This is a genomic window from Bradyrhizobium sp. 132, from assembly GCF_023074185.1.
Lineage (GTDB): Bacteria > Pseudomonadota > Alphaproteobacteria > Rhizobiales > Xanthobacteraceae > Bradyrhizobium.
On sequence record NZ_JADPKY010000024.1, the window covers coordinates 51,553 to 72,058 of the forward strand.

General features: G+C 64.6%; 22 protein-coding genes. 14 read left to right on the forward strand and 8 right to left on the reverse strand.

Translation table 11 applies throughout. The features are described from left to right. Positions 1–4 precede the first annotated feature (4 nt). From IVA74_RS02685 to IVA74_RS02710, 6 genes are all read left to right on the forward strand, one after another. On the forward strand, positions 5–874 hold the full coding sequence (locus IVA74_RS02685) for a metal ABC transporter permease (protein WP_247339610.1): 870 nt from the start codon (positions 5–7) through the stop codon (positions 872–874). Positions 875–879: 5 nt separating this feature from the next. After that, positions 880–1,743 (forward strand): zinc ABC transporter substrate-binding protein, encoded by an 864-nt coding sequence (locus tag IVA74_RS02690; protein WP_247339612.1) that lies wholly within the window; start codon positions 880–882, stop codon positions 1,741–1,743. 53 nt (positions 1,744–1,796) lie between these two features. Next, entirely contained in the window at positions 1,797–2,843 is a 1,047-nt protein-coding gene (locus IVA74_RS02695) for a GTP-binding protein (protein ID WP_247339614.1), read from the forward strand. Continuing rightward, positions 2,843–3,862, forward strand: a complete 1,020-nt coding sequence (locus IVA74_RS02700; RefSeq protein ID WP_247339813.1) for a WD40 repeat domain-containing protein — start codon at positions 2,843–2,845, stop codon at positions 3,860–3,862. The genes IVA74_RS02695 and IVA74_RS02700 overlap by 1 nt, the downstream gene beginning before the upstream one ends. 30 nt (positions 3,863–3,892) lie before the next feature. Further along, positions 3,893–4,609 carry an MgtC/SapB family protein gene (locus tag IVA74_RS02705; protein ID WP_247339616.1) on the forward strand — a complete coding sequence of 239 codons (717 nt, stop codon included), beginning with the start codon at positions 3,893–3,895 and terminating at the stop codon, positions 4,607–4,609. A gap of 102 nt (positions 4,610–4,711) precedes the next feature. After that, positions 4,712–5,047, forward strand: a complete 336-nt coding sequence (locus IVA74_RS02710) for a hypothetical protein (RefSeq protein WP_247339618.1) — start codon at positions 4,712–4,714, stop codon at positions 5,045–5,047. A gap of 66 nt (positions 5,048–5,113) precedes the next feature. Here IVA74_RS02710 and IVA74_RS02715 read toward each other — a convergent pair whose 3' ends face one another. From IVA74_RS02715 to IVA74_RS02735, 5 genes are all read right to left on the reverse strand, one after another. Continuing rightward, complete coding sequence (locus IVA74_RS02715; RefSeq protein ID WP_247339619.1) at positions 5,114–6,556, reverse strand: homospermidine synthase; 1,443 nt, start codon at positions 6,554–6,556, stop codon at positions 5,114–5,116. A 48-nt stretch (positions 6,557–6,604) separates the two neighbouring features. After that, positions 6,605–6,994, reverse strand: a complete 390-nt coding sequence (locus tag IVA74_RS02720; protein WP_247339622.1) for a RidA family protein — start codon at positions 6,992–6,994, stop codon at positions 6,605–6,607. A 134-nt stretch (positions 6,995–7,128) separates the two neighbouring features. Beyond that, on the reverse strand, positions 7,129–7,716 hold the full coding sequence (locus IVA74_RS02725; protein WP_247339626.1) for an N-acetyltransferase: 588 nt from the start codon (positions 7,714–7,716) through the stop codon (positions 7,129–7,131). A gap of 143 nt (positions 7,717–7,859) precedes the next feature. Further along, positions 7,860–9,002: a type III PLP-dependent enzyme gene (locus IVA74_RS02730; RefSeq protein WP_247339628.1), complete on the reverse strand. Its 1,143-nt coding sequence runs from the start codon at positions 9,000–9,002 to the stop codon at positions 7,860–7,862. A gap of 657 nt (positions 9,003–9,659) precedes the next feature. Then, positions 9,660–9,914 (reverse strand): hypothetical protein, encoded by a 255-nt coding sequence (locus IVA74_RS02735; RefSeq protein WP_247339629.1) that lies wholly within the window; start codon positions 9,912–9,914, stop codon positions 9,660–9,662. 138 nt (positions 9,915–10,052) lie between these two features. Between IVA74_RS02735 and IVA74_RS02740 the strand changes: the two genes are divergently transcribed. The 3 genes from IVA74_RS02740 to IVA74_RS02750 are packed head-to-tail and all read left to right on the forward strand — an operon-like array spanning position 10,053 to position 13,881. Beyond that, on the forward strand, positions 10,053–12,134 hold the full coding sequence (locus IVA74_RS02740) for a M3 family metallopeptidase (RefSeq protein ID WP_247339631.1): 2,082 nt from the start codon (positions 10,053–10,055) through the stop codon (positions 12,132–12,134). Continuing rightward, complete coding sequence (locus IVA74_RS02745) at positions 12,134–12,772, forward strand: DUF1007 family protein (protein ID WP_247339633.1); 639 nt, start codon at positions 12,134–12,136, stop codon at positions 12,770–12,772. The genes IVA74_RS02740 and IVA74_RS02745 overlap by 1 nt, the downstream gene beginning before the upstream one ends. Next, positions 12,769–13,881 carry a nickel/cobalt transporter gene (locus tag IVA74_RS02750; protein WP_247339634.1) on the forward strand — a complete coding sequence of 371 codons (1,113 nt, stop codon included), beginning with the start codon at positions 12,769–12,771 and terminating at the stop codon, positions 13,879–13,881. The genes IVA74_RS02745 and IVA74_RS02750 overlap by 4 nt, the downstream gene beginning before the upstream one ends. A 154-nt stretch (positions 13,882–14,035) precedes the next feature. On the opposite strand, the gene IVA74_RS02755 is transcribed toward IVA74_RS02750, so the two are convergent. Further along, entirely contained in the window at positions 14,036–14,434 is a 399-nt protein-coding gene (locus IVA74_RS02755) for an MAPEG family protein (RefSeq protein WP_247339637.1), read from the reverse strand. An 83-nt stretch (positions 14,435–14,517) separates the two neighbouring features. Between IVA74_RS02755 and hemH the strand changes: the two genes are divergently transcribed. The 4 genes from hemH (at position 14,518) to IVA74_RS02775 (ending at position 18,294) form a co-directional block, all read left to right on the forward strand. Then, positions 14,518–15,555 carry a ferrochelatase gene (gene hemH / locus IVA74_RS02760; protein WP_247339650.1) on the forward strand — a complete coding sequence of 346 codons (1,038 nt, stop codon included), beginning with the start codon at positions 14,518–14,520 and terminating at the stop codon, positions 15,553–15,555. Between the two features lie 10 nt (positions 15,556–15,565). After that, positions 15,566–16,543 (forward strand): ABC transporter substrate-binding protein, encoded by a 978-nt coding sequence (locus tag IVA74_RS02765; protein WP_247339652.1) that lies wholly within the window; start codon positions 15,566–15,568, stop codon positions 16,541–16,543. 230 nt (positions 16,544–16,773) lie between these two features. Next, on the forward strand, positions 16,774–17,778 hold the full coding sequence (locus IVA74_RS02770; RefSeq protein ID WP_247339654.1) for an SPFH domain-containing protein: 1,005 nt from the start codon (positions 16,774–16,776) through the stop codon (positions 17,776–17,778). A 72-nt stretch (positions 17,779–17,850) separates the two neighbouring features. After that, positions 17,851–18,294, forward strand: a complete 444-nt coding sequence (locus IVA74_RS02775; RefSeq protein WP_247339656.1) for an NfeD family protein — start codon at positions 17,851–17,853, stop codon at positions 18,292–18,294. 118 nt (positions 18,295–18,412) lie between these two features. Here the strand turns inward: IVA74_RS02775 and IVA74_RS02780 are convergent, their stop codons facing one another. Next, positions 18,413–18,751 (reverse strand): winged helix-turn-helix transcriptional regulator, encoded by a 339-nt coding sequence (locus IVA74_RS02780; RefSeq protein WP_247339658.1) that lies wholly within the window; start codon positions 18,749–18,751, stop codon positions 18,413–18,415. Between the two features lie 72 nt (positions 18,752–18,823). Here IVA74_RS02780 and IVA74_RS02785 point away from each other — a divergent pair, with 72 nt between their 5' ends. Continuing rightward, positions 18,824–19,375 carry a carboxymuconolactone decarboxylase family protein gene (locus IVA74_RS02785; RefSeq protein WP_247339660.1) on the forward strand — a complete coding sequence of 184 codons (552 nt, stop codon included), beginning with the start codon at positions 18,824–18,826 and terminating at the stop codon, positions 19,373–19,375. 48 nt (positions 19,376–19,423) lie between these two features. On the opposite strand, the gene IVA74_RS02790 is transcribed toward IVA74_RS02785, so the two are convergent. Then, positions 19,424–20,431: a KpsF/GutQ family sugar-phosphate isomerase gene (locus tag IVA74_RS02790; protein ID WP_247339662.1), complete on the reverse strand. Its 1,008-nt coding sequence runs from the start codon at positions 20,429–20,431 to the stop codon at positions 19,424–19,426. Between the last annotated feature and the right edge of the window lie 75 nt (positions 20,432–20,506).

Consider the following 20,506-nt stretch of genomic DNA (forward strand, 5'->3'; position numbering starts at 1 on the left):
TCCGATGATCTATGACGCGCTGATCGGCCCGTTCACCGAATTCGAGTTCATGCGGCGCGCGCTTGCCGCCGTCATCGCGCTGTCGTTCGCGGGTGCGCCGATCGGCGTGTTCCTGATGCTGCGGCGGATGAGTCTGGTCGGCGACGCCATGGCGCATGCGATCCTGCCGGGCGCGGCGGTCGGCTTCCTGCTGTCAGGTCTCAACCTGTTCGCGATGACGGCCGGTGGCTTGATTGCGGGATTTGCCGTCGCGATCCTCGCAGGCCTCGTCGCGCGCTCGACCGGGCTGAAGGAGGATGCCTCGCTCGCGACCTTCTATTTGGCCTCGCTGGCGCTGGGCGTGACCATCGTCTCGATCAAGGGCACCAATATCGACCTGCTGCACGTGCTGTTCGGCAACATCCTCGCGATGGACGACCAGACGCTGCTGGTCGTCGCCTTCAACGCCACAGTGACGTTGTTGGTGCTCGCGGTGATCTACCGGCCGCTGGTGATCGAGAGCGTCGATCCGTTATTTCTGCGCACCGTCAGTCGTGCCGGCGGACCTGCGCATCTCGCCTTCCTCGCGCTCGTCGTCATCAATCTCGTCAATGGCTTTCAGGCGCTCGGTACCCTGCTGGCGGTCGGCCTGATGATCCTGCCGGCCGGCATCGCGCGGTTCTGGTCGCGCGATCTCACGGTGATGATCTGCATCGCGGTCGTCGCTGCCACCGTCTCCGGCTATGCTGGCCTCGTGCTGTCGTTTCAGACCCGCGTGCCGTCGGGCCCTGCGATCATTCTGGTGGCGAGCGCGCTCTACATGGTCTCCGTCCTGTTCGGCCGCGTCGGCGGTGTTGTCAGGCAACTATTTCCCGGCCGGCATCTGGAAGCGTGACAGCGATGCGCTTCCTTCTGCTCTTTGCGTTGCTGCTGATCGCCTCGCCGTTGCACGCCGCGGAGCGGCTCAATGTCGTCGCGAGCTTCTCGATCCTGGGCGATTTCGTTCGCAATGTCGGCGGCGACCGTATCAATCTGACGACTCTGGTCGGGGCCGACAGCGACGTGCACGTCTACACGCCGGCCCCCAGCGACGCGAAGCGGATCGCGGACGCAAAACTGGTCATCGTCAACGGGCTTGGCCTCGAGGGCTGGCTGCCGCGCCTCGTGCAATCCTCCGGAGCCAAGGCGCAGGTCGTGACTGCGAGCGCCGGCATCGCGCCGCTCAAGCTCGGCTCTGCCGCCGACCCGCATGGCTGGCAGTCCGTCCCCAATGCCAAAATCTACGTCACCGGCATCGCCGATGCGCTTGCCGCGGCCGACCCCGATGACGCGGAGTTCTTCCGCGCCCAGGCCAAGGCCTATCTGGAAAAGCTCGAAATGCTCGACCGCGAGGTCCGCGAGGCCCTTGCCAAGATCCCGCCGGAGCGGCGCAAGGTGATTTCGACCCATGACGCCTTCGGCTATTTCGCCGCCGAATACGGCGTCCAGTTCATCGCGCCCCTGGGCGTCTCCACGGAAACCGAGCCCAGTGCGCGGGACATCGCCACCATCATCAGCCAGATCAAGGCCCAAAAAATCCCGGCCGTGTTCCTGGAAAATATCAGTGACGACCGGCTGATCCGGCGGATCGCGGCGGAGACCGGCTCAAAAGTCGGCGGGACCCTGATTTCGGACGGTTTGACCGGCGAAAAGGGGCCTGGACCCACTTACATTGATATGGTCAGGCACAATATAAAGGCCCTGACCAGCGCGCTTGACCACTAGGGCAGGGGCCACCCGCCTCGCGTCGCGCGTAAAGCCCGAAGTCCGGAGTTGTTATGTCTGAAGCGACCTCCCAGAAAATTCCCGTGACCGTCCTGACCGGCTATCTCGGTGCCGGCAAGACCACGCTTTTGAACCGCATCCTGTCGGAAAACCACGGCAAGAAATACGCGGTCATCGTCAACGAATTCGGCGAGATCGGTATCGACAACGACCTCATCATCGGCGCCGATGAGGAAGTGTTCGAGATGAACAACGGCTGCATCTGCTGCACTGTGCGCGGCGACCTCGTGCGCATCCTGGACGGGTTGATGAAGCGCAAGGGCAAGTTCGACGCCATCATCGTCGAGACCACCGGCCTTGCCGATCCGGCCCCGGTCGCCCAGACCTTCTTCGTCGACGAGGACGTGCAGAAGAACGCGCGGCTCGATGCGGTCGTGACGGTTGCGGACGCCAAATGGCTGTCCGACCGTCTGAAGGACGCGCCCGAGGCCAAGAACCAGATCGCCTTTGCCGACGTCATCGTGCTGAACAAGACCGATCTCGTGACCAAGCCCGAGCTTGCCGAGGTCGAGGCCCGCATCCGCGGCATCAACCCCTATGCGAAGCTCCATCGCACCGAGCGCTGCTCGGTAGCTTTGGCCGACGTGCTTGATCGCGGTGCGTTCGACCTCGACCGCATCCTCGACATCGAGCCGGATTTCCTGAAGGCCGATGATCATGATCATGACCATGACCATGATCATCACGGGCATGACCATCACCACCATGATCACGGCCACGGCCTGAAGCATTATCACGACGAGGACATGCAGTCGCTCTCGCTCAAGTCCGACAAGCCGCTTGACCCGAACGTGTTCATGCCCTGGCTCCAGAACCTGGTGCAGGTGGAGGGTGGCAAGATCCTGCGCTCCAAGGGCATCCTCGCTTTCCATGACGATGACGACCGCTACGTCTTTCAGGGCGTCCACATGATGCTGGAGGGCAACCACCAGCGGAAGTGGAAGGACGGCGAGCCGCGCGAGAGCCGCCTCGTCTTCATCGGCCGCGAATTGCCCCAAGATCTCATTCGCCAGGGTTTTGAGAGCTGCATCGTCTCGTGATGAAAGAGTTCACGCCGGCCCCCGATTCCGCCTCGATCGTCTCCGTCACCGACCGCGTCAAGCCGGTTGCGCTCGGCATGGGCGTGACCGCGGTCCATTTCCTTGGCGACCGCGCCGCCTTCGTCGGCGGCGAGGAGAACGTCGCGTTCGTGGATGGCCAGGGCGAGATCAGCACGGTCGCCGTGCACAGCGGCGGCATTCTCTCGACCGCTTCCGACGGCAAGCGCCTCGTGATGGGCGGCGACGACGGCAAGGTTGTGTCGCTCGACGCCAAGGGCGCGGTGACGCTGCTTGCGACCGACCCGAAGCGGCGCTGGATCGATGCGGTGGCGCTGCATCCGGACGGTGCCTACGCCTGGTCGGCCGGCAAGACGGCTTTCGTCAAGAGCGGCAAGCAAGAAGAGAAGTCGATCGATGTGCCCTCGACCGTCGGCGGGCTTGCGTTCGCACCGAAGGGCCTGCGGCTCGCGATCGCCCATTACAACGGCGCGACGCTGTGGTTTCCCAACATGGCGGCGTCGGCCGAATTCCTGCCCTGGGCCGGTTCGCATCTCGGCGTCACCTTCAGCCCGGACAACAAATTTCTGGTCACCACGATGCATGAGTCGGCGCTGCACGGCTGGCGGCTCGCCGACAACAGGCACATGCGCATGACCGGCTATCCCGGACGCGTCCGCTCGATGTCGTGGAGCGCGGGCGGCAAGGCGCTGGCGACCTCGGGCGCCGACACCGTGATTCTGTGGCCGTTCGCCAGCAAGGACGGCCCGATGGGCAAGGAGCCTGCGATGCTCGCGCCGTTGCAGGCCCGCGTGTCGGTGGTTGCCTGTCACCCCAAGAACGACATCTTCGCCGCCGGCTACAGCGACGGCACCGTGCTGATGGTGCGGCTGGAGGACGGCGCGGAAATCCTGGTTCGCCGCAACGGCACCCCGCCCATGGCTGCGCTCGCCTGGAACGCCAAGGGGACTCTGCTGGCGTTCGCGGATGAAAATGGGGACGGCGGGCTTCTGGAGCTTTAAGCCGTCATCGTTCTGACCGTAGATGGGGCCATGCGGTTTCTCACGACCTTCCAGATTGCAGACTTTGCCGACACGCTGGTCAGCCTGTTCACGGCTTTCGTGCTGGGCACGCTGATCGGTGCCGAGCGGCAGTATCGCCAGCGCACTGCGGGCCTGCGCACCAATGTGCTGGTCGCGGTCGGCGCCGCCGCCTTCGTCGATCTCGCGATGCACCTGACCGGCGCTGACGGTGCGGTGCGGGTGATCTCCTACGTCGTCTCGGGCATCGGCTTCCTCGGCGCCGGCGTCATCATGAAGCAGGGGATGGATGTGCGCGGACTCAATACCGCGGCGACGCTGTGGGCTTCGGCCGCGGTCGGCTCCTGCGCTGGCGCCGACATGGTCGCGCAGGCCGCGGCGCTGACGGTGTTCGTGATTGCCGGCAACACCATGCTGCGTCCGCTGGTCAACGCCATCAACCGCATCCCGCTGAACGAAAAGGCCTCCGAGGCGACCTACTACTTCAAGCTCGCGGTCGCGGCCGACGTCTTACCCGACATGCGCGACCGCCTGGTCGAGAAACTCGAGGCCGCAAAATATCCGGTAGCCGACGTCCACGTGGTCGAGATCGGCGACGACATTCTGGAGATCGTCGCCAAGCTGGTCGCGACCGCGGTCGATCCGAACGAACTGAACATGGCGGCGACCGATCTCCAGCACTTGCCCGGCGTGCGGCATGCGACGTGGGAAGTCAGCACCACGGAGTAAGCGCGGCAATTTGGCTCGCGGGCGGCAGGTTCCCGCCTTTCCGGCAGCGGAACCGGGGTGGGGGCAAGTTCGTTGATACCGCGGACAAATGCGGTGATCGATATGACCGGCAATAGTGACAAGCGCAGACTGAAGTTCGACCTGATAATCGCGTGCTCGCTGTTCGCAGCAGGCGTCGTGGTGTCAGGCATGTCGCTGGCGCAAATCCGCGCCGAGATCCGCATGCAAACGGCGCAGGTGACGCAGCCACTCCAGGGCGCGCCGTCGGACGATCAGAACAAGCCTGCGGAAGCCAGGCCCGGCGGTAATCGGCCGACCACGCCGGCCCCGGAGCCCGCGCGCCCCGATCCGCAGACGCAAGGCGCGGCGGGCGCGGCTAAGCCAGCGTTGCCGCCGGCACCTGCCGAGAAGATCGCGCCGCCGATCAAAGAGAAATAGCGAACTCGTAGTTGCAGCGTCATGGCCGGGCTTGTCCGGACAAGCCCGGCCATGACGGCTGGGTTGTCACCGCACCAGAACATTCCGGAACTGCCAGGGATCGCTCGTATCGATGTCCTCCGGAAATAGTCCCGGACGATCCGTCAGCGGCGTCCAGTCGGTGTAGAAACCCTTTACCGGGCCGAGATACGGAATCTGGATCTCCAGCAGACGATCGAAATCCATCTCGTCGGCTTCGACGATGCCTTCGTTCGGGTTTTCCAGCGCCCACACCATGCCGCCGAGCACGGCGGAGGTCACTTGCAGGCCGGTGGCGTTCTGATACGGCGCAAGCTTGCGGGTCTCTTCGATGGAGAGCTGCGAGCCGTACCAGTAGGCATTGTTGTCATGGCCGAACAGCAGCACGCCGAGTTCGTCGATGCCGTCGACGATTTCGTTCTCATCGAGGATGTGGTGCTTTTCCTGCATCTTCGCTGCGCGGCCGAACATTTCATGCAGCGACAGCACGGCGTCGTCAGCCGGATGATAGGCGTAGTGGCAGGTCGGCCGATAGATTGCTGTGCCCGATCCGTCACGCACCGTGAAGTAATCGGAGATCGAGATCGACTCGTTGTGGGTGACGAGGAAGCCGTACTGCGCGCCGCGGGTGGGGCACCAGGTGCGCACGCGCGTGTTGGCGCCGGGCTGCATCAGATAGATGGCGGCGCCGCACCCGGCTTCGTGAGTGTGCGCGTTCTCGGGCATCCATTTTTCATGGGTGCCCCAGCCGAGTTCGGACGGCTGCACGCCTTCCGACAGGAAACCTTCCACCGACCAGGTGTTGACGAAGACATCAGGCTCTTTCGGCGTCTTGGAGCGCTGGGTGTCGCGTTCGGCGATGTGGATGCCCTTGATGCCAGCCTGCCGCATCAGATCCGCCCATTCGGCTTTGGTCTTCGGCTTGGGAGCATTAAGCTTCAGATCAGCGGCGACGTTGAGCAGCGCCTGCTTGACGAAAAAAGAGACCATGCCGGGATTGGCGCCACAGCAGGAGACCGCCGTCGTCGAGCCCGCGGGGCGCGCCTTCTTGGCGGCCAGCGTCGCTTCGCGAAGGGCGTAGTTGGAGCGCGCTTCCGGGCCCTTCGACGAATCGAAATAGAAGCCGAGCCAGGGCTCGTTGACGGTGTCGATGTAAAGAGCGCCAAGTTCGTTGCAGAGCTCCATGATGTCGGTGGAGCCGGTATCGACCGAAAGATTGACGCAAAAGCCCTGGCCGCCGCCTTCAGTGAGGAGCGGGGTCAGCAAGTCGCGATAATTGTCCTTGGTCACGCCCTGCTGGACGAACTTTACATTGTGCTTCTCGCAATGTGCTTTGCGGCCCTCGTCCTTGGGATCGATCACGGTGATGCGCGACTTGTCGTAATCGAGATGCCGCTCGATCATCGGCAACGTGCCTTTGCCGATGGAGCCGAAGCCGACCATGACGATAGGACCGGTAATCTTCGCGTAGATCTGCGAGGCGGGGCTCATGGGATGGTTTCTCCGGAAAGTACTGGCAGACAAAGGGTGAGGGATGGATCAGGCGCCGCGGCGCTTCGCGGTCACTTCGATCTCGACCTTCATCTCGGGCTTGTAGAGTGCCGAGACGACGAGAAGCGTTGCGGCCGGGCGAATATCGCCGAGGACTTCGCCGCAGACGGCGAAGTGTGCGTCTGCGTCCTTGATGTCGGTGATGTAGTAGGTCGCGCGGACGATGTCGGCCATCTCGAAGCCACCCTCCTTCAGGGCCGCTTCGATGGTCTTGAAGCAGTTGCGTGACTGGCTCGTGACATCGGCCGGCATTGTCATCGTGGTGTAGTCATACCCGGTGGTTCCCGCGACGAAGGCGAACTCGCCGTCGATCACGGCGCGGCTGTAGCCGGCGGTCTTCTCGAACGGGGAGCCGGTGGAAATCAGGCGACGGGACATCGGTTCAGCCTCGACTGAAAGGGGCGTTTCCGCGGGTTAAAGGGCGTTTCTCGGGCCCGCGCAACCCCAAAGGGACAGGCGTCAGCGCGGGCGTGGGTACGACCGCGGCTTGGGTCGTCGAAGACGGCAATCCCTTAAGCCGCGTGCGCCTGGAGAGCGCGAGCCGCCCGGCGTTTGGGCAAGGCCGCGCGGGTCGGGACGATCATCCCGGCAGCGCTGTCCAGCGCGCCCGTCGTGAATTCGATCGCCAGCAGGCGGTCGCGCTCGAACGGGCCGGGCAGCGACAGCTCGCCAGTCTTCGCGGGTGAGAAGCCGAAGCGGGCGTAATAAGGGGCATCGCCGAGCAGGATCACAGCGGCATGCCCGCGCGCCCGGGCGGCGGCCAGCGCTTGATGCATCAGCGCGGCGCCGATCCCGAGCTCGCGGCAGGCAGGGTCCACCGCCAGCGGTCCGAGGACCAGAGCGGGCCTGCCTCCAGCGCTGACGTGCCACAGCCGCACGGTTCCCACGAGCGTCCCTCCGCGCACTGCCGACAGGGCAAGCCCCGCGGCTGGTGCGCGTCCGTCGCGCAGGCGCTGGCAGGTGCGGCCATGGCGGTTCTCGCCAAAGCTGGCATCCAGCAGCGCTTCACGCATCGCAACGTCGGCAGCACGCTCGCTGCGGATCGCGAACGGAGCGGCTTTCGAAGAGAGGTCAACCTGTGTCTTCCGATGAGCAGTCATGGCGCGTCAGTCCCCGCTTGAAACGACGTGCGAAAAGCACGCCTATCCAAGACGTCGTCAGATCGAAATGTCAGGGAGGGAGCCGGCAAGCCGGCTCCCGGGTTCGTCAGGCCTCAGATCAGAGGCGGATCAGATGTGGCAAATCAGATGTGGTAGGTCTTCAGCGGCGGGATGCCGTTGAACGCCACCGCCGAGTAGGTCGACGTATAGGCCCCGGTGCCTTCGATCAGCAGCTTGTCGCCGATCTCGAGCGTGACGGGAAGCGGATACGGGTTCTTCTCGTACAGCACGTCGGCGCTGTCGCAGGTTGGCCCAGCGAGCACGCACGGCGTCATGTCCGCACCGTCATGCGGGGTGCGGATGGCGTAGCGAATCGACTCGTCCATGGTCTCGGCGAGACCGCCGAACTTGCCGATGTCGAGATAGACCCAGCGCACCTCGTCCTCGTCGCTCTTCTTCGAGATGAGCACGACCTCGGATTCGATGATGCCGGCGTTGCCCACCATGCCGCGGCCCGGCTCGATGATGGTCTCCGGAATCTGGTTGCCGAAGTGCTTGCGCAGCGCGCGGAAGATCGAGCGGCCGTAGGTGACCACCGGCGGCACGTCCTTCAGGTACTTGGTCGGGAAACCGCCGCCCATGTTGACCATGGTCAGGTTGATGCCGCGCTCGGCGCAGTCGCGGAACACCTGCGAGGCCATCGCCAGCGCACGGTCCCACGCCTTCACCTTGCGCTGCTGCGAGCCGACATGGAAGGAGATGCCGCACGGCTCCAGGCCCAGACGCTTGGCGACGTCGAGCACGTCGACGGCCATCTCCGGGTCGCAGCCGAACTTGCGCGACAGCGGCCATTCGGCGCCGGCGCAGTCATAGAGGATGCGGCAGAACACTTTCGCGCCGGGCGCGGCACGGCCGACCTTCTCGACCTCGGCGACGCAATCAACCGCGAACAGCCGAATGCCGAGCGCGAAGGCGCGCGCGATGTCGCGCTCCTTCTTGATCGTGTTGCCGAAGGAGATGCGGTCGGGCGTCGCACCGGCGGCCAGCGCCATCTCGATCTCGGCGACCGTCGCGGTGTCGAAGCAGGAGCCCATGGACGCCAGCAAAGCCAGCACTTCCGGCGCCGGGTTGGCCTTGACGGCATAGAACACGCGGCTGTCGGGCAGCGCCTTGGCAAAGGTCTGGTAATTGTCGCGCACGACTTCGAGGTCGACGACGAGGCACGGCTCGGTGTCGAGGCCATCCTTGCGGCGGTTGCGCAGGAATTCCTGGATACGATCGGTCATAGCACTCTCCCAAACGGCCCAGCGACGGGATCCGTTCAAAAAATGACGTCGGATAAGAGCGCTCCGGCCAGATCGCGCGATGGAGGCGCGACGAGCCAAAGACTCACATCAGACTGTGCTGCCGTGGATTGGTTGGGAAATGTTCCCGCCCGCACACCTGGCAATGAAGGACAAGCCTTTTCAGTAGCCCGCGCCGGCGTTGGAATGCCGGTAGAGACCAAAAAAGCCCGATCCGTCGTTGCTTTAAGTCGCGTCCCCCGTTGAGAGCGGGGTGCGCCGGTTCGCCTCCGGCTGCCAGTCACGGTTGCAAAAAGTGAAGTCACCTTCGACAAGGCATCTCTTTGAGAGAGATGCTGGACGCTCCGGGTTTGCTCAGGCCTCGCGACCTCCGCACTTCCGAAGAGCCCCTCGGCTTCTTCACCCCTTGGCGGCTGTCCGGCCTCTTGTCCGGATACCTACCGACTGACACACGACCACAGGCACGTGCGAAATTGGGCAATCCGCAAATAGGTGTTTTGACTCTGGTTCGCAAGAGATTTTTTAGGCTGAGAACAGATTTGCCTAACATCTGCTTGCGCAGTGTTGCGCGAGCAGCGCGAAAGATGAACGCGCGTTAAGTTTTCTGCGCGCGCGTGTCCCTCGCGCGCGTGAGAAGCGTCAGCTGCGCTTCGTGAAGGGCTCGACGCGCTGAGCCGCGCGGATGAAGGCGGTCATCACGAACACGCCGAGCGCGAACAGCGCGGCCTGAAGGATATGTGCGCCCTGGTCGCCGAGCCCGAACAGGATCGCGAGCGCCCATCCGCCGGCAAACGCCGCGCCGAACACCTCGGCGCCGATCAGGATGGCGGCGCTGATGACAGTGATGACGCTCGGCCAGACGATCCGACGGGAAGACGAGGAAGGCGCGTTCATGAGCTCAGGGGTCCCTAGGCTTGGAGGGCCGCAATCTCCTCGAAACGGCGGCCGGGAGCAAGGGCAAATGGCCCAAAAAAGCCCCATCGCGTGCTATAGCTGGCCGCAACAATTCGGGCTCGAAAATCGGGACGTGTGATGTCAGAACCCCGCCAAACTACGGACTCCGAGACCAACCCGCTGCTGAAGGCCTGGGTGACGCCGTTTGCGACCCCGCCTTTCGACGAGGTCAAGCCGGAGCACTTCCTCCCGGCCTTCGAGCAGGCCTTCGCCGATCACTCCGCGGAGATCGCGGCGATCACCAATGATCCGGCCGCAGCCGACTTCGCCAACACCGTCACGGCGCTGGAGCGCTCGGGCAAACTGCTCAGCAAGGTCGCTTCCGTCTTCTACGACCTCGTCTCGGCGCATTCCAATCCGGCCATCCTGGAGATCGACAAAGAGGTTTCCTTGCGGATGGCGCGGCACTGGAATCCGATCATGATGAACGCCGTGCTGTTTGGCCGCATCGCCCATCTGCACGAGAACCGCGCCAATCTCGGTCTGACACCGGAACAGCTCCGCCTGCTCGAGCGCACCTACACCCGCTTCCACCGCTCGGGCGCTGGCCTCTCCGAAGAGGCCAAGACGCGGATGGCGGAGATCAACGAGAGGCTCGCCCAGCTCGGCACCAGCTTCAGCCATCATCTGCTCGGCGACGAGCAGGAGTGGTTCATGGAGCTCGGCGAGGCCGACCGCCAGGGCCTGCCGGAGAGTTTTGTCGCCAGCGCCAAGGCTGCGGCAGAAGAACGTGGCATGGCCGGCAAGGCCATCGTCACCCTGTCGCGCTCCTCGGTCGAACAGTTCCTGAAGAGCTCGGCCCGACGTGACCTGCGCGAGAAGGTCTACAAGGCTTTCACCGCGCGGGGCGACAACGGCAATTCCAACGATAACAACGCGACCATCGTCGAGGTCCTGAAGCTGCGCGAGGAAAGCGCCAATCTGCTGGGCTATCCGACCTTCGCAGCCTACCGGCTCGAGGATTCCATGGCCAAGACGCCGGAAGCGGTGCGGGGCCTTCTGGAGCGGGTCTGGAAGCCGGCCAGGGCGCGCGCGCTTGCCGACCGCGACGACATGCAGGCGCTGATCACGGAAGAGGGCGGAAATTTCAAGCTCGCCTCCTGGGATTGGCGCTTCTACGCCGAAAAGCTGCGCCTTCGGCGGGCCAATTTCGACGACGCTGCGATCAAGCCGTATCTCGCGCTCGACCACATGATCGCCGCCGCCTTCGACTGCGCCACGCGCCTGTTCGGCATCACCTTCGCCGAGCGCAAGGACGTTCCGGTCTGGCACCCGGATGTCCGGGTCTGGGAGGTGAGGGGCAAGGACGGCAAGCACAAGGCGCTATTCTATGGCGACTACTTCGCCCGGACGTCGAAACGCTCCGGCGCCTGGATGACCTCGCTGCGCGATCAACAGAAGCTCGACGGCGAGGTCGCGCCACTGATCCTCAACATCTGCAACTTCTCCAAGGGCGCAGGCGGGGAACCCTCGCTGCTGTCGCCCGACGATGCCCGCACGCTGTTCCACGAGTTCGGCCACGCCCTGCACGGCATGCTCTCCAACGTGACCTATCCGTCGCTGTCGGGCACCTCCGTGTTCACCGACTTCGTCGAACTGCCGTCGCAGCTCTACGAGCACTGGCAGGAGCGGCCCGAGGTGCTGCAGCAATTCGCCCGCCACTACCAAACCGGCGAGCCGCTGCCGGACGATCTGCTGCAACGGTTCCTTGCCGCGCGAAAATTCAACCAGGGCTTTGCCACGGTCGAGTTCGTCTCCTCGGCGCTGGTCGATCTCGAATTCCATACCCAGCCGGCCTCCGCCGCGCAGGATGTCCGCGCCTTCGAAAAGAAGGAGCTGGAGAAGATCGGCATGCCCGAGGAGATCTCGCTGCGCCACCGGCCGACCCAGTTCGGTCACATCTTCACCGGCGATCATTATGCCGCGGGCTATTACAGCTACATGTGGTCGGAGGTGATGGACGCCGACGCCTTCGGTGCGTTCGAGGAGGCCGGCAACATCTTCGATCCTGAGGTCGCCAAGCGCCTGCACGACGACATCTACTCCTCGGGTGGATCGGTCGATCCTGAAGTTGCCTATGAGGCGTTCCGCGGCCGCCCGCCGGAGCCGGACGCGCTGCTGCGCCGCCGCGGTCTGCTCGACGACGCAAAGGTCGCCTGATGGGCATGCGTGCCCTGTTCGGACTGCTGCTCGCCATCGCCCTGTCGCTTGCGGCAGGAACGGCGAGCGCGCATCCGCATGTCTGGATTACGGCGACGAGCGAGCTGCTCTACGCTGAGGACGGCACCATCACCGGCGTCCGCCACTCCTGGACGTTTGACGACATGTTCTCGGCCTATGCGGTGCAAGGGCTCGAGAGCAAGACCAAGGGCGCCTATACGCGCGAGGAGCTCGGGCCGCTGGCGCAGACCAATGTCGAATCGCTGAAGGAATATGCCTACTTCACCTTTGCGCGAGCCGACGGCAAGAAGGAGCGATTCCAGGAGCCGGTCGACTACTTCCTCGACTACAAGGACACGGTCCTGACGCTGCACTTCACGCTGCCGCTGAAGAACCCGGTCAAGCCAAGGCAATTGGTGCTCGAAGTGTTCGACCGCTCCTTCTTCATCGACTTCCAGATGGCCAAGGACAATCCGGTCAAGCTGGTCGGCGCGCCCGCCGGTTGCCAGATGAAGCTTGATCGGCCCAGTGACGGCTCCGCCACCGCCCAGAAGCTCAACGAGCAGACCTTCATGAACGGCGAGAACTCGAATTTCGGCATGATGTTCGCCAACAAGATCACGGTGGATTGCCCTTGAAGCCGCAACTCTCCCCGCTCGCCCGCGGGCTGCTCGCCTGCGCCGCCATTGTGCTGGTCGTAAGCGTGGTCGATGCCGCGCTCCACGATCTCCTCGCGCAAAACCCGTTCGGCGCGCCGCGCACCACCCAGCCAGCAGCCCCCGAGGCCAACGGCGTCATCGGCTGGCTCCTGGCAAAACAGTCGGAATTCTATCGCCAGATGTCGGCGACCATCCGCGCCGCGAAGTCCGACGGCTCGGCGGTGTGGACGCTGCTCTTCATCTCGTTCGCCTATGGCATCTTCCACGCGGCCGGCCCCGGCCACGGCAAGGCGGTGATCGCCTCCTATCTCGTCGCCAATCGTGAGACCGCCCGGCGCGGCATCGTGCTGTCATTTGCCTCGGCGCTGATGCAGTCGCTGGTGGCGATCCTGATCGTCGGCGTCTCGGCCTGGGTGCTGAATGCGACCGCCAAGACCATGTGCAAGGCGGAAGGCGCGATCGAGATCGCAAGCTATGCCCTGATCGCGCTGTTCGGCCTGCGCCTGGTCTGGGTCAAGGGCCGCACTTTCATCCGTGCCCTCCAGGCAGTTCAGCCAGTGCCGGCGATCGCGGGCGTGCCGCATGACCACCATGATCACGGCCACCATCATCACGATGCGCATGATCATCGACCCCATGATCACAGTCACGACCACGCGCACGCCCATCATCACCACGAGCATGACCACGTCCATGACGAGCATTGCGGCCATTCCCACGGTCCCGCGCCGAGCGAGCTCGCCGGCCCCGGCGGCTGGGGACGCGGCTTCGGCGCGATCCTGACCGTCGGCATCCGCCCCTGTTCGGGCGCGATCCTGGTGCTGGTGTTCGCGCTGGCCCAAGGTCTGTTCTGGGCAGGCATCGCCGCGACCTTGCTGATGGGGCTCGGCACCGCGATCACGGTCGCCGCCATCGCGGTGGTCGCCGTCTCCGCCAAGGACATCGCCGCCCGCCTCAGCGCCGGGCGCGACGGCGGTGGTGCGCTGTTCATGCGCGGCATCGAATTCGCCGCCGCCGGCCTCGTGCTGCTGTTCGGCGCCGGCCTGTTGTTGGGTTACATCGCGGCTGAGCGGACGACGTGTTTTTGAGCAAGACTCTCGTGCCCCGGACGCAGCGCAGCGTCCCTTCGACGGTGCGCTGCAGAGTCGGGGCCCATGTCTCCGTAGGGTAGCGGGTGGCCTTCTGGGTCCCGGCTCTGCGGAGCAGCGCAAGCGCGCTGCACCGCGTCCGGGACACGGCGCGTCACACCGGCAGAAACCGCTTCAACACCGGCATGAAGAAGATCCCGAGATTGATCGCAAAGCCGATGCTCCAAAGGATGGAGCGCAGCGTCGGGCGGTTGCCGAGATAGGTCAGCACATAGGCGATCCGCACGATCAGGAACAGCGCCGCGAGCTCGTCGACCAGGCGCTGCGGCGAATCCCTGTATTCGGCGAGCAGCACTGCGAAAGCAAAGAACGGAAAGGTCTCGATGCCGTTCTGGTGCGCGCCGAGCGCGCGCTGCGCGATGGCGTCCTGATAGAAGGCGGGATCACGCGGCCGCGAATTGTCGAAGCTGCGAAATCTGATCCATTTGATCGAGCCGATCGTTAACAGATAGAGCAGCAATGCTCCAAAGACGCACCATTCCGCGAGCGTCATCTTTCCTCTCCCCGCTTGAGTGCGACCCTAGCGAAACAGGCCTCATCTTGACAAGTTCGGAGCAACGCGCGACCCAACGATACATGACGACAATTGCCCCCATCGCAGCCGCGAAGCAGGCCGTCCGGTCCGGTCTGCCGCGCGTCGGCGTGCTGCTGGTCAATCTCGGCACGCCTGATACGGCCGATGCGCCGGGTGTGAGGGTCTATCTCAAAGAGTTCCTTTCGGACGCCCGCGTCATCGAGGATCAGGGCTTGATTTGGCAGTTCGTGCTGAACGGCATCATCCTGCGCACCCGCCCCCGCGCCAAGGCGCGCGACTATCTCAAGATCTGGAACACCCAGAGGAACGAGTCGCCGCTCAAGACCATCACGCGCTCGCAGAGCGACAAGCTCGGAGCCATGCTGTCGGACCGCGACCACGTCACGGTGGAGTGGGCGATGCGCTACGGCAATCCCTCGATCAAGTCGGGCGTTGATGCGCTGATCGCGAAGGGCTGCGATCGCATCCTTGCCGTACCTCTCTATCCGCAATATTCCGCCGCGACATCGGCCACCGTCTGCGACGAGGTGTTTCGCGTGCTTGCGCGGCTGCGCGCGCAGCCGACGCTGCGGGTGACACCGCCTTACTATGAGGACGAAGCCTATATCGAGGCGCTCGCCACCTCGATCGAGACGCATCTGGCGAGCCTGCCGTTCAAGCCGGAGCTGATCGTCGCCTCATTCCACGGCATGCCGAAGGCCTACGTGGACAAGGGCGATCCTTATCAGGGCCAATGCGTGGCCACGACGGAGGCGCTGCGACGCCGGCTCGGCATGGACGAGACGAAACTGCTGCTGACGTTCCAGTCGCGCTTCGGATTCGACGAGTGGCTCCAGCCCTACACCGACAAGACCATGGAGCGTCTGGCGAAAGAGGGCGTGCGCCGGATCGCGGTCGTGACGCCCGGCTTTTCCGCCGACTGTCTGGAGACGCTGGAGGAGATCGCGCAGGAAAATGCCGAGATATTCAAGCACAATGGCGGCGAGCAGTTTTCCGCGATCCCCTGCCTCAACGACAGCGATCCCGGCATGGATGTGATCCGGACGCTGGTGCTGCGCGAGCTTCAGGGCTGGATCTGAGGAGCGCCCCATGAACCGCCGCGAGATTCTGGCGCTCCTTGGGATGACCGCAGCGCTGCCGGCTTCAGCGCTGGCGCAGCAGCCGAATGCGACGCGGCGGCTCGGCGTGCTCTCGGTCACTGCGGCCGACGATGGGATCGGGCAGACGCGAAGCGCCATCCTGGTCGAGGCGCTCGCCGGCCATGGCTGGAAGGAGCACGCCAGCCTCAAGATCGATTGGCGTAACGGCGGCGGCGACCGCGCGCGCATCGCGCAACTCGCCGACGAACTCGTGGCGCTCAAGCCCGACATCCTGCTTGCGGTCGGAACGCCCTCGGTGGAGGAGCTGCGCCGGCGCACCACGACGATCCCGATCGTGTTCGCCGTCGTCACCGATCCCGTCAGCCAGGGCTTCGTCCAGAATCTCGCCCATCCCGGCGGCAACGTCACCGGCTTCACCGATTACGACGGCCCGCTGGCCGGCAAATGGCTGGAGATGCTGACGCAGGTCACGCCAAAACTGTCCCGTGTCTTCGTCGTCTACAATCCCGCCACCGCGCCGTTCGCGCCGCTGATGCTGCGCACCATCGAGGACGCGGGCCGCGCGCTCCATGTGACGGTGGAGCCTGCGCCCGTGCACGACACCGCCTCGATCGCCGCGCTGGCCTCGCGAAAGGACGGCGGACTGCTGGTGCTGCCGGACTTCTTCACCATGGCCAACCGCGCGCACCTCCTGGCGGCGATCGGTGAAGCGGGCGTGCCGGCAGTGTTCTGGAGCCGCACCTTCGTCGACGAGGGCGGGCTGATGTCCTACAGCACCGACAGTGCCGAGCAGCTCCGCCGCGCCGCCTCCTACATCGACCGCATCCTGAAGGGTGCGCAAGCGGCCGACCTCCCGGTCCAGAATCCGACCAAGTTCGAGCTGGCGATCAACTTGAAGACGGCCAGGGCAATCGGCGTCACGCTTCCGCCAAGCCTGCTCGCAACCGCGAACGAGGTCATCGAATAGAATTCGGCTGCGACCGCTGGCATGGCTGGATTCGTTAACGTCCGCCGCTAGGTCTGCGCCTGCACGCTTTCAAGAGCGCCTCGCAAATACATAATCGCGGCCATTCCCTCTCCCTGCGTCTTGTGCAGAATCGCGCCAATGCCGACGTGAGTCGCGACCGCTGAACCGGTGGGGTCGCATTCCCGACCAATGACAGCGCGGGAAAGACCTTTTCCCGCCTCGGAGGAAATATGAGCGGTTTCGACATTTTCGCGATTGTTCTGGTTTTGCTCGTCATCGTCACGCTGGTTGCCGGCGTGAAAACGGTGCCGCAGGGCTATGACTGGACCATCGAGCGGTTCGGCAAATACACCCAGACGCTGAGCCCCGGGCTCAATCTGATCGTGCCCTATTTCGATCGCGTCGGGCGCAAGATCAACATGATGGAGCAGGTGATCTCGATACCTGAGCAGGAGGTGATCACCAAGGACAACGCCACGGTCACGGTCGACGGCGTCGCCTTCTTCCAGGTATTCGATGCCGCGAAGGCGAGCTACGAAGTCTCCAATCTGGAGCAGGCGATCATCGTGCTGACCATGACCAATATCCGTTCGGTGATGGGCTCCATGGATCTCGACCAGGTGCTGTCGCATCGCGATGAGATCAACGAGCGCCTGCTGCGCGTCGTCGACGCCGCGGTCTCGCCGTGGGGTCTCAAGGTCAACCGCATCGAGATCAAGGACATCGTGCCGCCCGCCGATCTCGTCGAGGCGATGGGCCGGCAGATGAAGGCCGAGCGCGTCAAACGCGCCGATATTCTCGCGGCCGAAGGCCAGCGCCAGTCCGAGATCTTGCGTGCAGAGGGCGCCAAGCAGGGCCAGATTCTCCAGGCCGAAGGCCGCAAGGAAGCTGCATTCCGCGACGCCGAGGCCCGCGAACGTTCCGCGGAGGCCGAGGCCAAGGCGACGCTTGTGGTATCGGAAGCCATTGCCAAGGGTGATATCTCCGCGTTGAACTATTTTATCGCGGACAAGTATATCAAGGCGTTCGGGCAGCTGGCCGACTCGCCGAACCAGAAGATCATCATGCTTCCGGTCGAAGCGATGAGCATGCTGGGTTCGCTCGCCGGCATCGGCGAGATTGCGAAGGCGACGTTCGGCGAAAGTGCGGCGTCCGCGGCCGCTGCCGCTCGCCGCGGCGGTTCGGTGCCGTCGTCCAGCCCCACGCCGCCGGCGGTGCCGCCACGGCAGGGATAGTCACAGCGCACCCCCGGAAGCGGACACCGGTTTTCCGATAAGGGCATGCGTCTAAAATAAAGAGGTCGTGTCATGACCGACATGTTCGTATCGCTCGGCACCTGGAACTGGCTGATCTTCGGCTTCATCCTGATGGTGCTGGAGGTGCTGGCGCCGGGGATCTTCCTGTTCTGGCTCGGGCTCGCCGCGATTTTGGTCGGCCTGATCTCGTTCGCGATTGTCGTGTCCTGGCAGATCCAGCTCGTGATGTTCGCTGCGTTCGCCGCCGCCGCCGTGCCGGTGTGGCGCCGGCTCGCGCGGCCGAGGGCGGATGCGAGTGCCAGCCCCTTCCTCAACAAGCGCGCGGACGCGCTCCTGGGCCGCGAGTTCACGCTGGAGAAGCCGATCATCGACGGCAACGGCACCATGCGTATCGGCGACACGGTGTGGCGCGTCGCCGGCCCGGATACGCCGGCGGGGACACGTGTGAAGGTGGTGCAGGTGGACGGTGCGAATCTGACGGTGGCGGCGACGTAGCTGTTGTCTCCCCGTCATTGCGAGCGAAGCGAAGCAATCCAGCCTGTCTCCGCGGAAAGATTCTGGATTGCTTCGCTCCGCTCGCAATGACGAGTTTGTCAGGACCGCGTCGCCAGACTTAGGCGCCTCTCTTGCTGCGCCACCGCTCCGCAAACCTGTGCAGCGGTATGAACGTCTCGCACAGCTCCCGCCCCAGCGCCGTCAGCCCATAACCTCCACCTTCGCCCAACTCCACGAACCCGGCCTCGCGCAGCTCGCTCAGCCGCGCTTGAAGCACGGTCGGCGAGGCCTCGTCGCAGGCAGTGCGCAAGCCGCGCGAGGTGAGGGGGGCTTCGCGTAATTCCCACAGGATACGCAGGCTCCAGCGTCGCCCCAGGAGGTCGAGCAGCGCCATGACCGGTCGACCCGTGCGCGAACCACGGACGCTACGCGATCTGGAAGCGGACTGTTTCGCCATCGTCGCCCTCTTGCGTATTGCTACAAATAATGTAGCGTGATGCTACAGTAAATGTAGCAAGGGAGGCAGCCGATGTCCCAGGCCCCGCCGCGCATTGCGCCGCTCACCCCGCCTTATCCCCCGGAGATCCAGGCGCAGTTCGACCGCATCATGCGCGGCGCGCCGCCGCTGCGGCTGTTCCGGGTGATGGCGGGCCACACCCGCGCCTGGGACAAGTTCCGCGCCGGCGGCCTGCTCGATCCTGGCCCGCTGTCCCTGCGCCAGCGCGAGATCGTCATCGACCGCACCTGCGCGCTGAACAAATGCGAATATGAATGGGGCGTGCATGTCGTGATCTTCGCCGGGCCGGCGGGGCTCAGCGAGGCGGAGGTGCGTGCGACCGTGCAGGGCGACGCGACGTCGTCGTGCTGGCCGCCGGCCGAACAGGCGATGATCGCCGCCGTCGATGCGCTGCATCACCGCGCGACGTTCGACGATGCCGAGTTCGCCGCGCTCTCGGCGCATTACGACGAGGCGCAGATCCTGGAGATCATGCTGCTGTGTGGCTTCTACCGCACGGTGTCGTATCTGGCGAACGGACTAAAGCTGCCGCTGGAGGAGACGGCGGCAAGATTCCCCGCTTAGGTCTAACCACCCGCTGTGCTCGTAATGACGGAGGAGAGAGCGCGCGCCCTACGCCACGCCCGCGCGCAACAGATCGTGCAGATGCACGATGCCCACCACCTTGTCCGCCTCGGTCACGACCAGCGTCGTGATCTTGCGGGTGTTGAGCACCTCGATCATCTCGGTGGCGAGCATCGAGGGCGGCACGGTTTTCGGCTGCCTGGTCATGACGTCGTCGACCGACGCCGTCAGCAGGTCGGGCCGCATGTGGCGGCGCAGATCGCCGTCGGTGATGATGCCGGCAACCCCGCCGACATCATCGACGATGCAGACGCAGCCGAGGCCCTTGGCCGACATCTCCATTACTGCGTCCGACATCTTGGTGCCGAGCGGCTTGACCGGAATCTCCGCGCCGGTGCGCATGTAGTCGCGGACGAATTTCAGCATCGCGCCTAACTTGCCGCCGGGATGGAAATGCGCGAATTCCAGCGCGGTGAAGCCGCGGCCTTCGAGCAGCGCGATCGCGATGGCATCGCCGATCGCGACCTGCATCATGGTCGAGGTGGTCGGCGCCAGATTGTGCGGGCAAGCCTCGCGCGCCTTCGGCAGCTCAAGCACGATGTCGGCTGCTTGTCCAAGCGAGGACGCGGCGTTCGACGTCACCGCGATCATCGGGATCGCGAACCGCGCGGAATAGTTCACGAGGGTCTTCATCTCCGGCTGCTCGCCGGACCAGGACAGCGCCATGATGACGTCGTCGGTGGTGATCATGCCGAGGTCGCCATGGGCGGCTTCGGCGGTGTGCACGAAGAAGGCGGGCGTGCCTGTCGAAGCCAGCGTCGCCGCGATCTTGCGGCCCATATGGCCCGATTTGCCGAGCCCGGTGACGATGACGCGGCCCTTCGCGTTGCGGATCAGATCGACCGCCTTGGCGAAACTCGCGCCAAGCGGGCCGCGCAGGGCGGCGGCGAGTGCGTTGATACCGCCGCTCTCGGTTTCCAGCGTGCGGAGTGCGGATTCGACGCTGTCGGGAATGGGGCCGGATGATTGGGTCATCAGCGGTTTCGAACTCGGCATGTTCTGGTCCAGGGAGGAGGGGCGGTTCGCCCGTTGGCTCCTGCTTAGCACGCCATGGCCTTCGAGGCGACGAGG

What these genes read in the sequence shown, in the direction of transcription:
- IVA74_RS02730 (WP_247339628.1), bottom strand. Translation starts at nt 9,002, where the DNA reads ATGACCGATCGTATCCAGGAATTCCTGCGCAACCGCCGCAAGGATGGC.
- IVA74_RS02720 (WP_247339622.1), bottom strand. Translation starts at nt 6,994, where the DNA reads ATGTCCCGTCGCCTGATTTCCACCGGCTCCCCGTTCGAGAAGACCGCC.
- hemH (WP_247339650.1), top strand. Translation starts at nt 14,518, where the DNA reads ATGACGACAATTGCCCCCATCGCAGCCGCGAAGCAGGCCGTCCGGTCC.
- IVA74_RS02725 (WP_247339626.1), bottom strand. Translation starts at nt 7,716, where the DNA reads ATGACTGCTCATCGGAAGACACAGGTTGACCTCTCTTCGAAAGCCGCT.
- IVA74_RS02715 (WP_247339619.1), bottom strand. Translation starts at nt 6,556, where the DNA reads ATGAGCCCCGCCTCGCAGATCTACGCGAAGATTACCGGTCCTATCGTC.
- IVA74_RS02765 (WP_247339652.1), top strand. Translation starts at nt 15,566, where the DNA reads ATGAACCGCCGCGAGATTCTGGCGCTCCTTGGGATGACCGCAGCGCTG.
- IVA74_RS02685 (WP_247339610.1), top strand. Translation starts at nt 5, where the DNA reads ATGATCTATGACGCGCTGATCGGCCCGTTCACCGAATTCGAGTTCATG.
- IVA74_RS02790 (WP_247339662.1), bottom strand. Translation starts at nt 20,431, where the DNA reads ATGCCGAGTTCGAAACCGCTGATGACCCAATCATCCGGCCCCATTCCC.
- IVA74_RS02775 (WP_247339656.1), top strand. Translation starts at nt 17,851, where the DNA reads ATGACCGACATGTTCGTATCGCTCGGCACCTGGAACTGGCTGATCTTC.
- IVA74_RS02740 (WP_247339631.1), top strand. Translation starts at nt 10,053, where the DNA reads ATGTCAGAACCCCGCCAAACTACGGACTCCGAGACCAACCCGCTGCTG.
- IVA74_RS02710 (WP_247339618.1), top strand. Translation starts at nt 4,712, where the DNA reads ATGACCGGCAATAGTGACAAGCGCAGACTGAAGTTCGACCTGATAATC.
- IVA74_RS02690 (WP_247339612.1), top strand. Translation starts at nt 880, where the DNA reads ATGCGCTTCCTTCTGCTCTTTGCGTTGCTGCTGATCGCCTCGCCGTTG.
- IVA74_RS02705 (WP_247339616.1), top strand. Translation starts at nt 3,893, where the DNA reads ATGCGGTTTCTCACGACCTTCCAGATTGCAGACTTTGCCGACACGCTG.
- IVA74_RS02695 (WP_247339614.1), top strand. Translation starts at nt 1,797, where the DNA reads ATGTCTGAAGCGACCTCCCAGAAAATTCCCGTGACCGTCCTGACCGGC.
- IVA74_RS02700 (WP_247339813.1), top strand. Translation starts at nt 2,843, where the DNA reads ATGAAAGAGTTCACGCCGGCCCCCGATTCCGCCTCGATCGTCTCCGTC.
- IVA74_RS02755 (WP_247339637.1), bottom strand. Translation starts at nt 14,434, where the DNA reads ATGACGCTCGCGGAATGGTGCGTCTTTGGAGCATTGCTGCTCTATCTG.
- IVA74_RS02770 (WP_247339654.1), top strand. Translation starts at nt 16,774, where the DNA reads ATGAGCGGTTTCGACATTTTCGCGATTGTTCTGGTTTTGCTCGTCATC.
- IVA74_RS02785 (WP_247339660.1), top strand. Translation starts at nt 18,824, where the DNA reads ATGTCCCAGGCCCCGCCGCGCATTGCGCCGCTCACCCCGCCTTATCCC.
- IVA74_RS02745 (WP_247339633.1), top strand. Translation starts at nt 12,134, where the DNA reads ATGGGCATGCGTGCCCTGTTCGGACTGCTGCTCGCCATCGCCCTGTCG.
- IVA74_RS02780 (WP_247339658.1), bottom strand. Translation starts at nt 18,751, where the DNA reads ATGGCGAAACAGTCCGCTTCCAGATCGCGTAGCGTCCGTGGTTCGCGC.
- IVA74_RS02735 (WP_247339629.1), bottom strand. Translation starts at nt 9,914, where the DNA reads ATGAACGCGCCTTCCTCGTCTTCCCGTCGGATCGTCTGGCCGAGCGTC.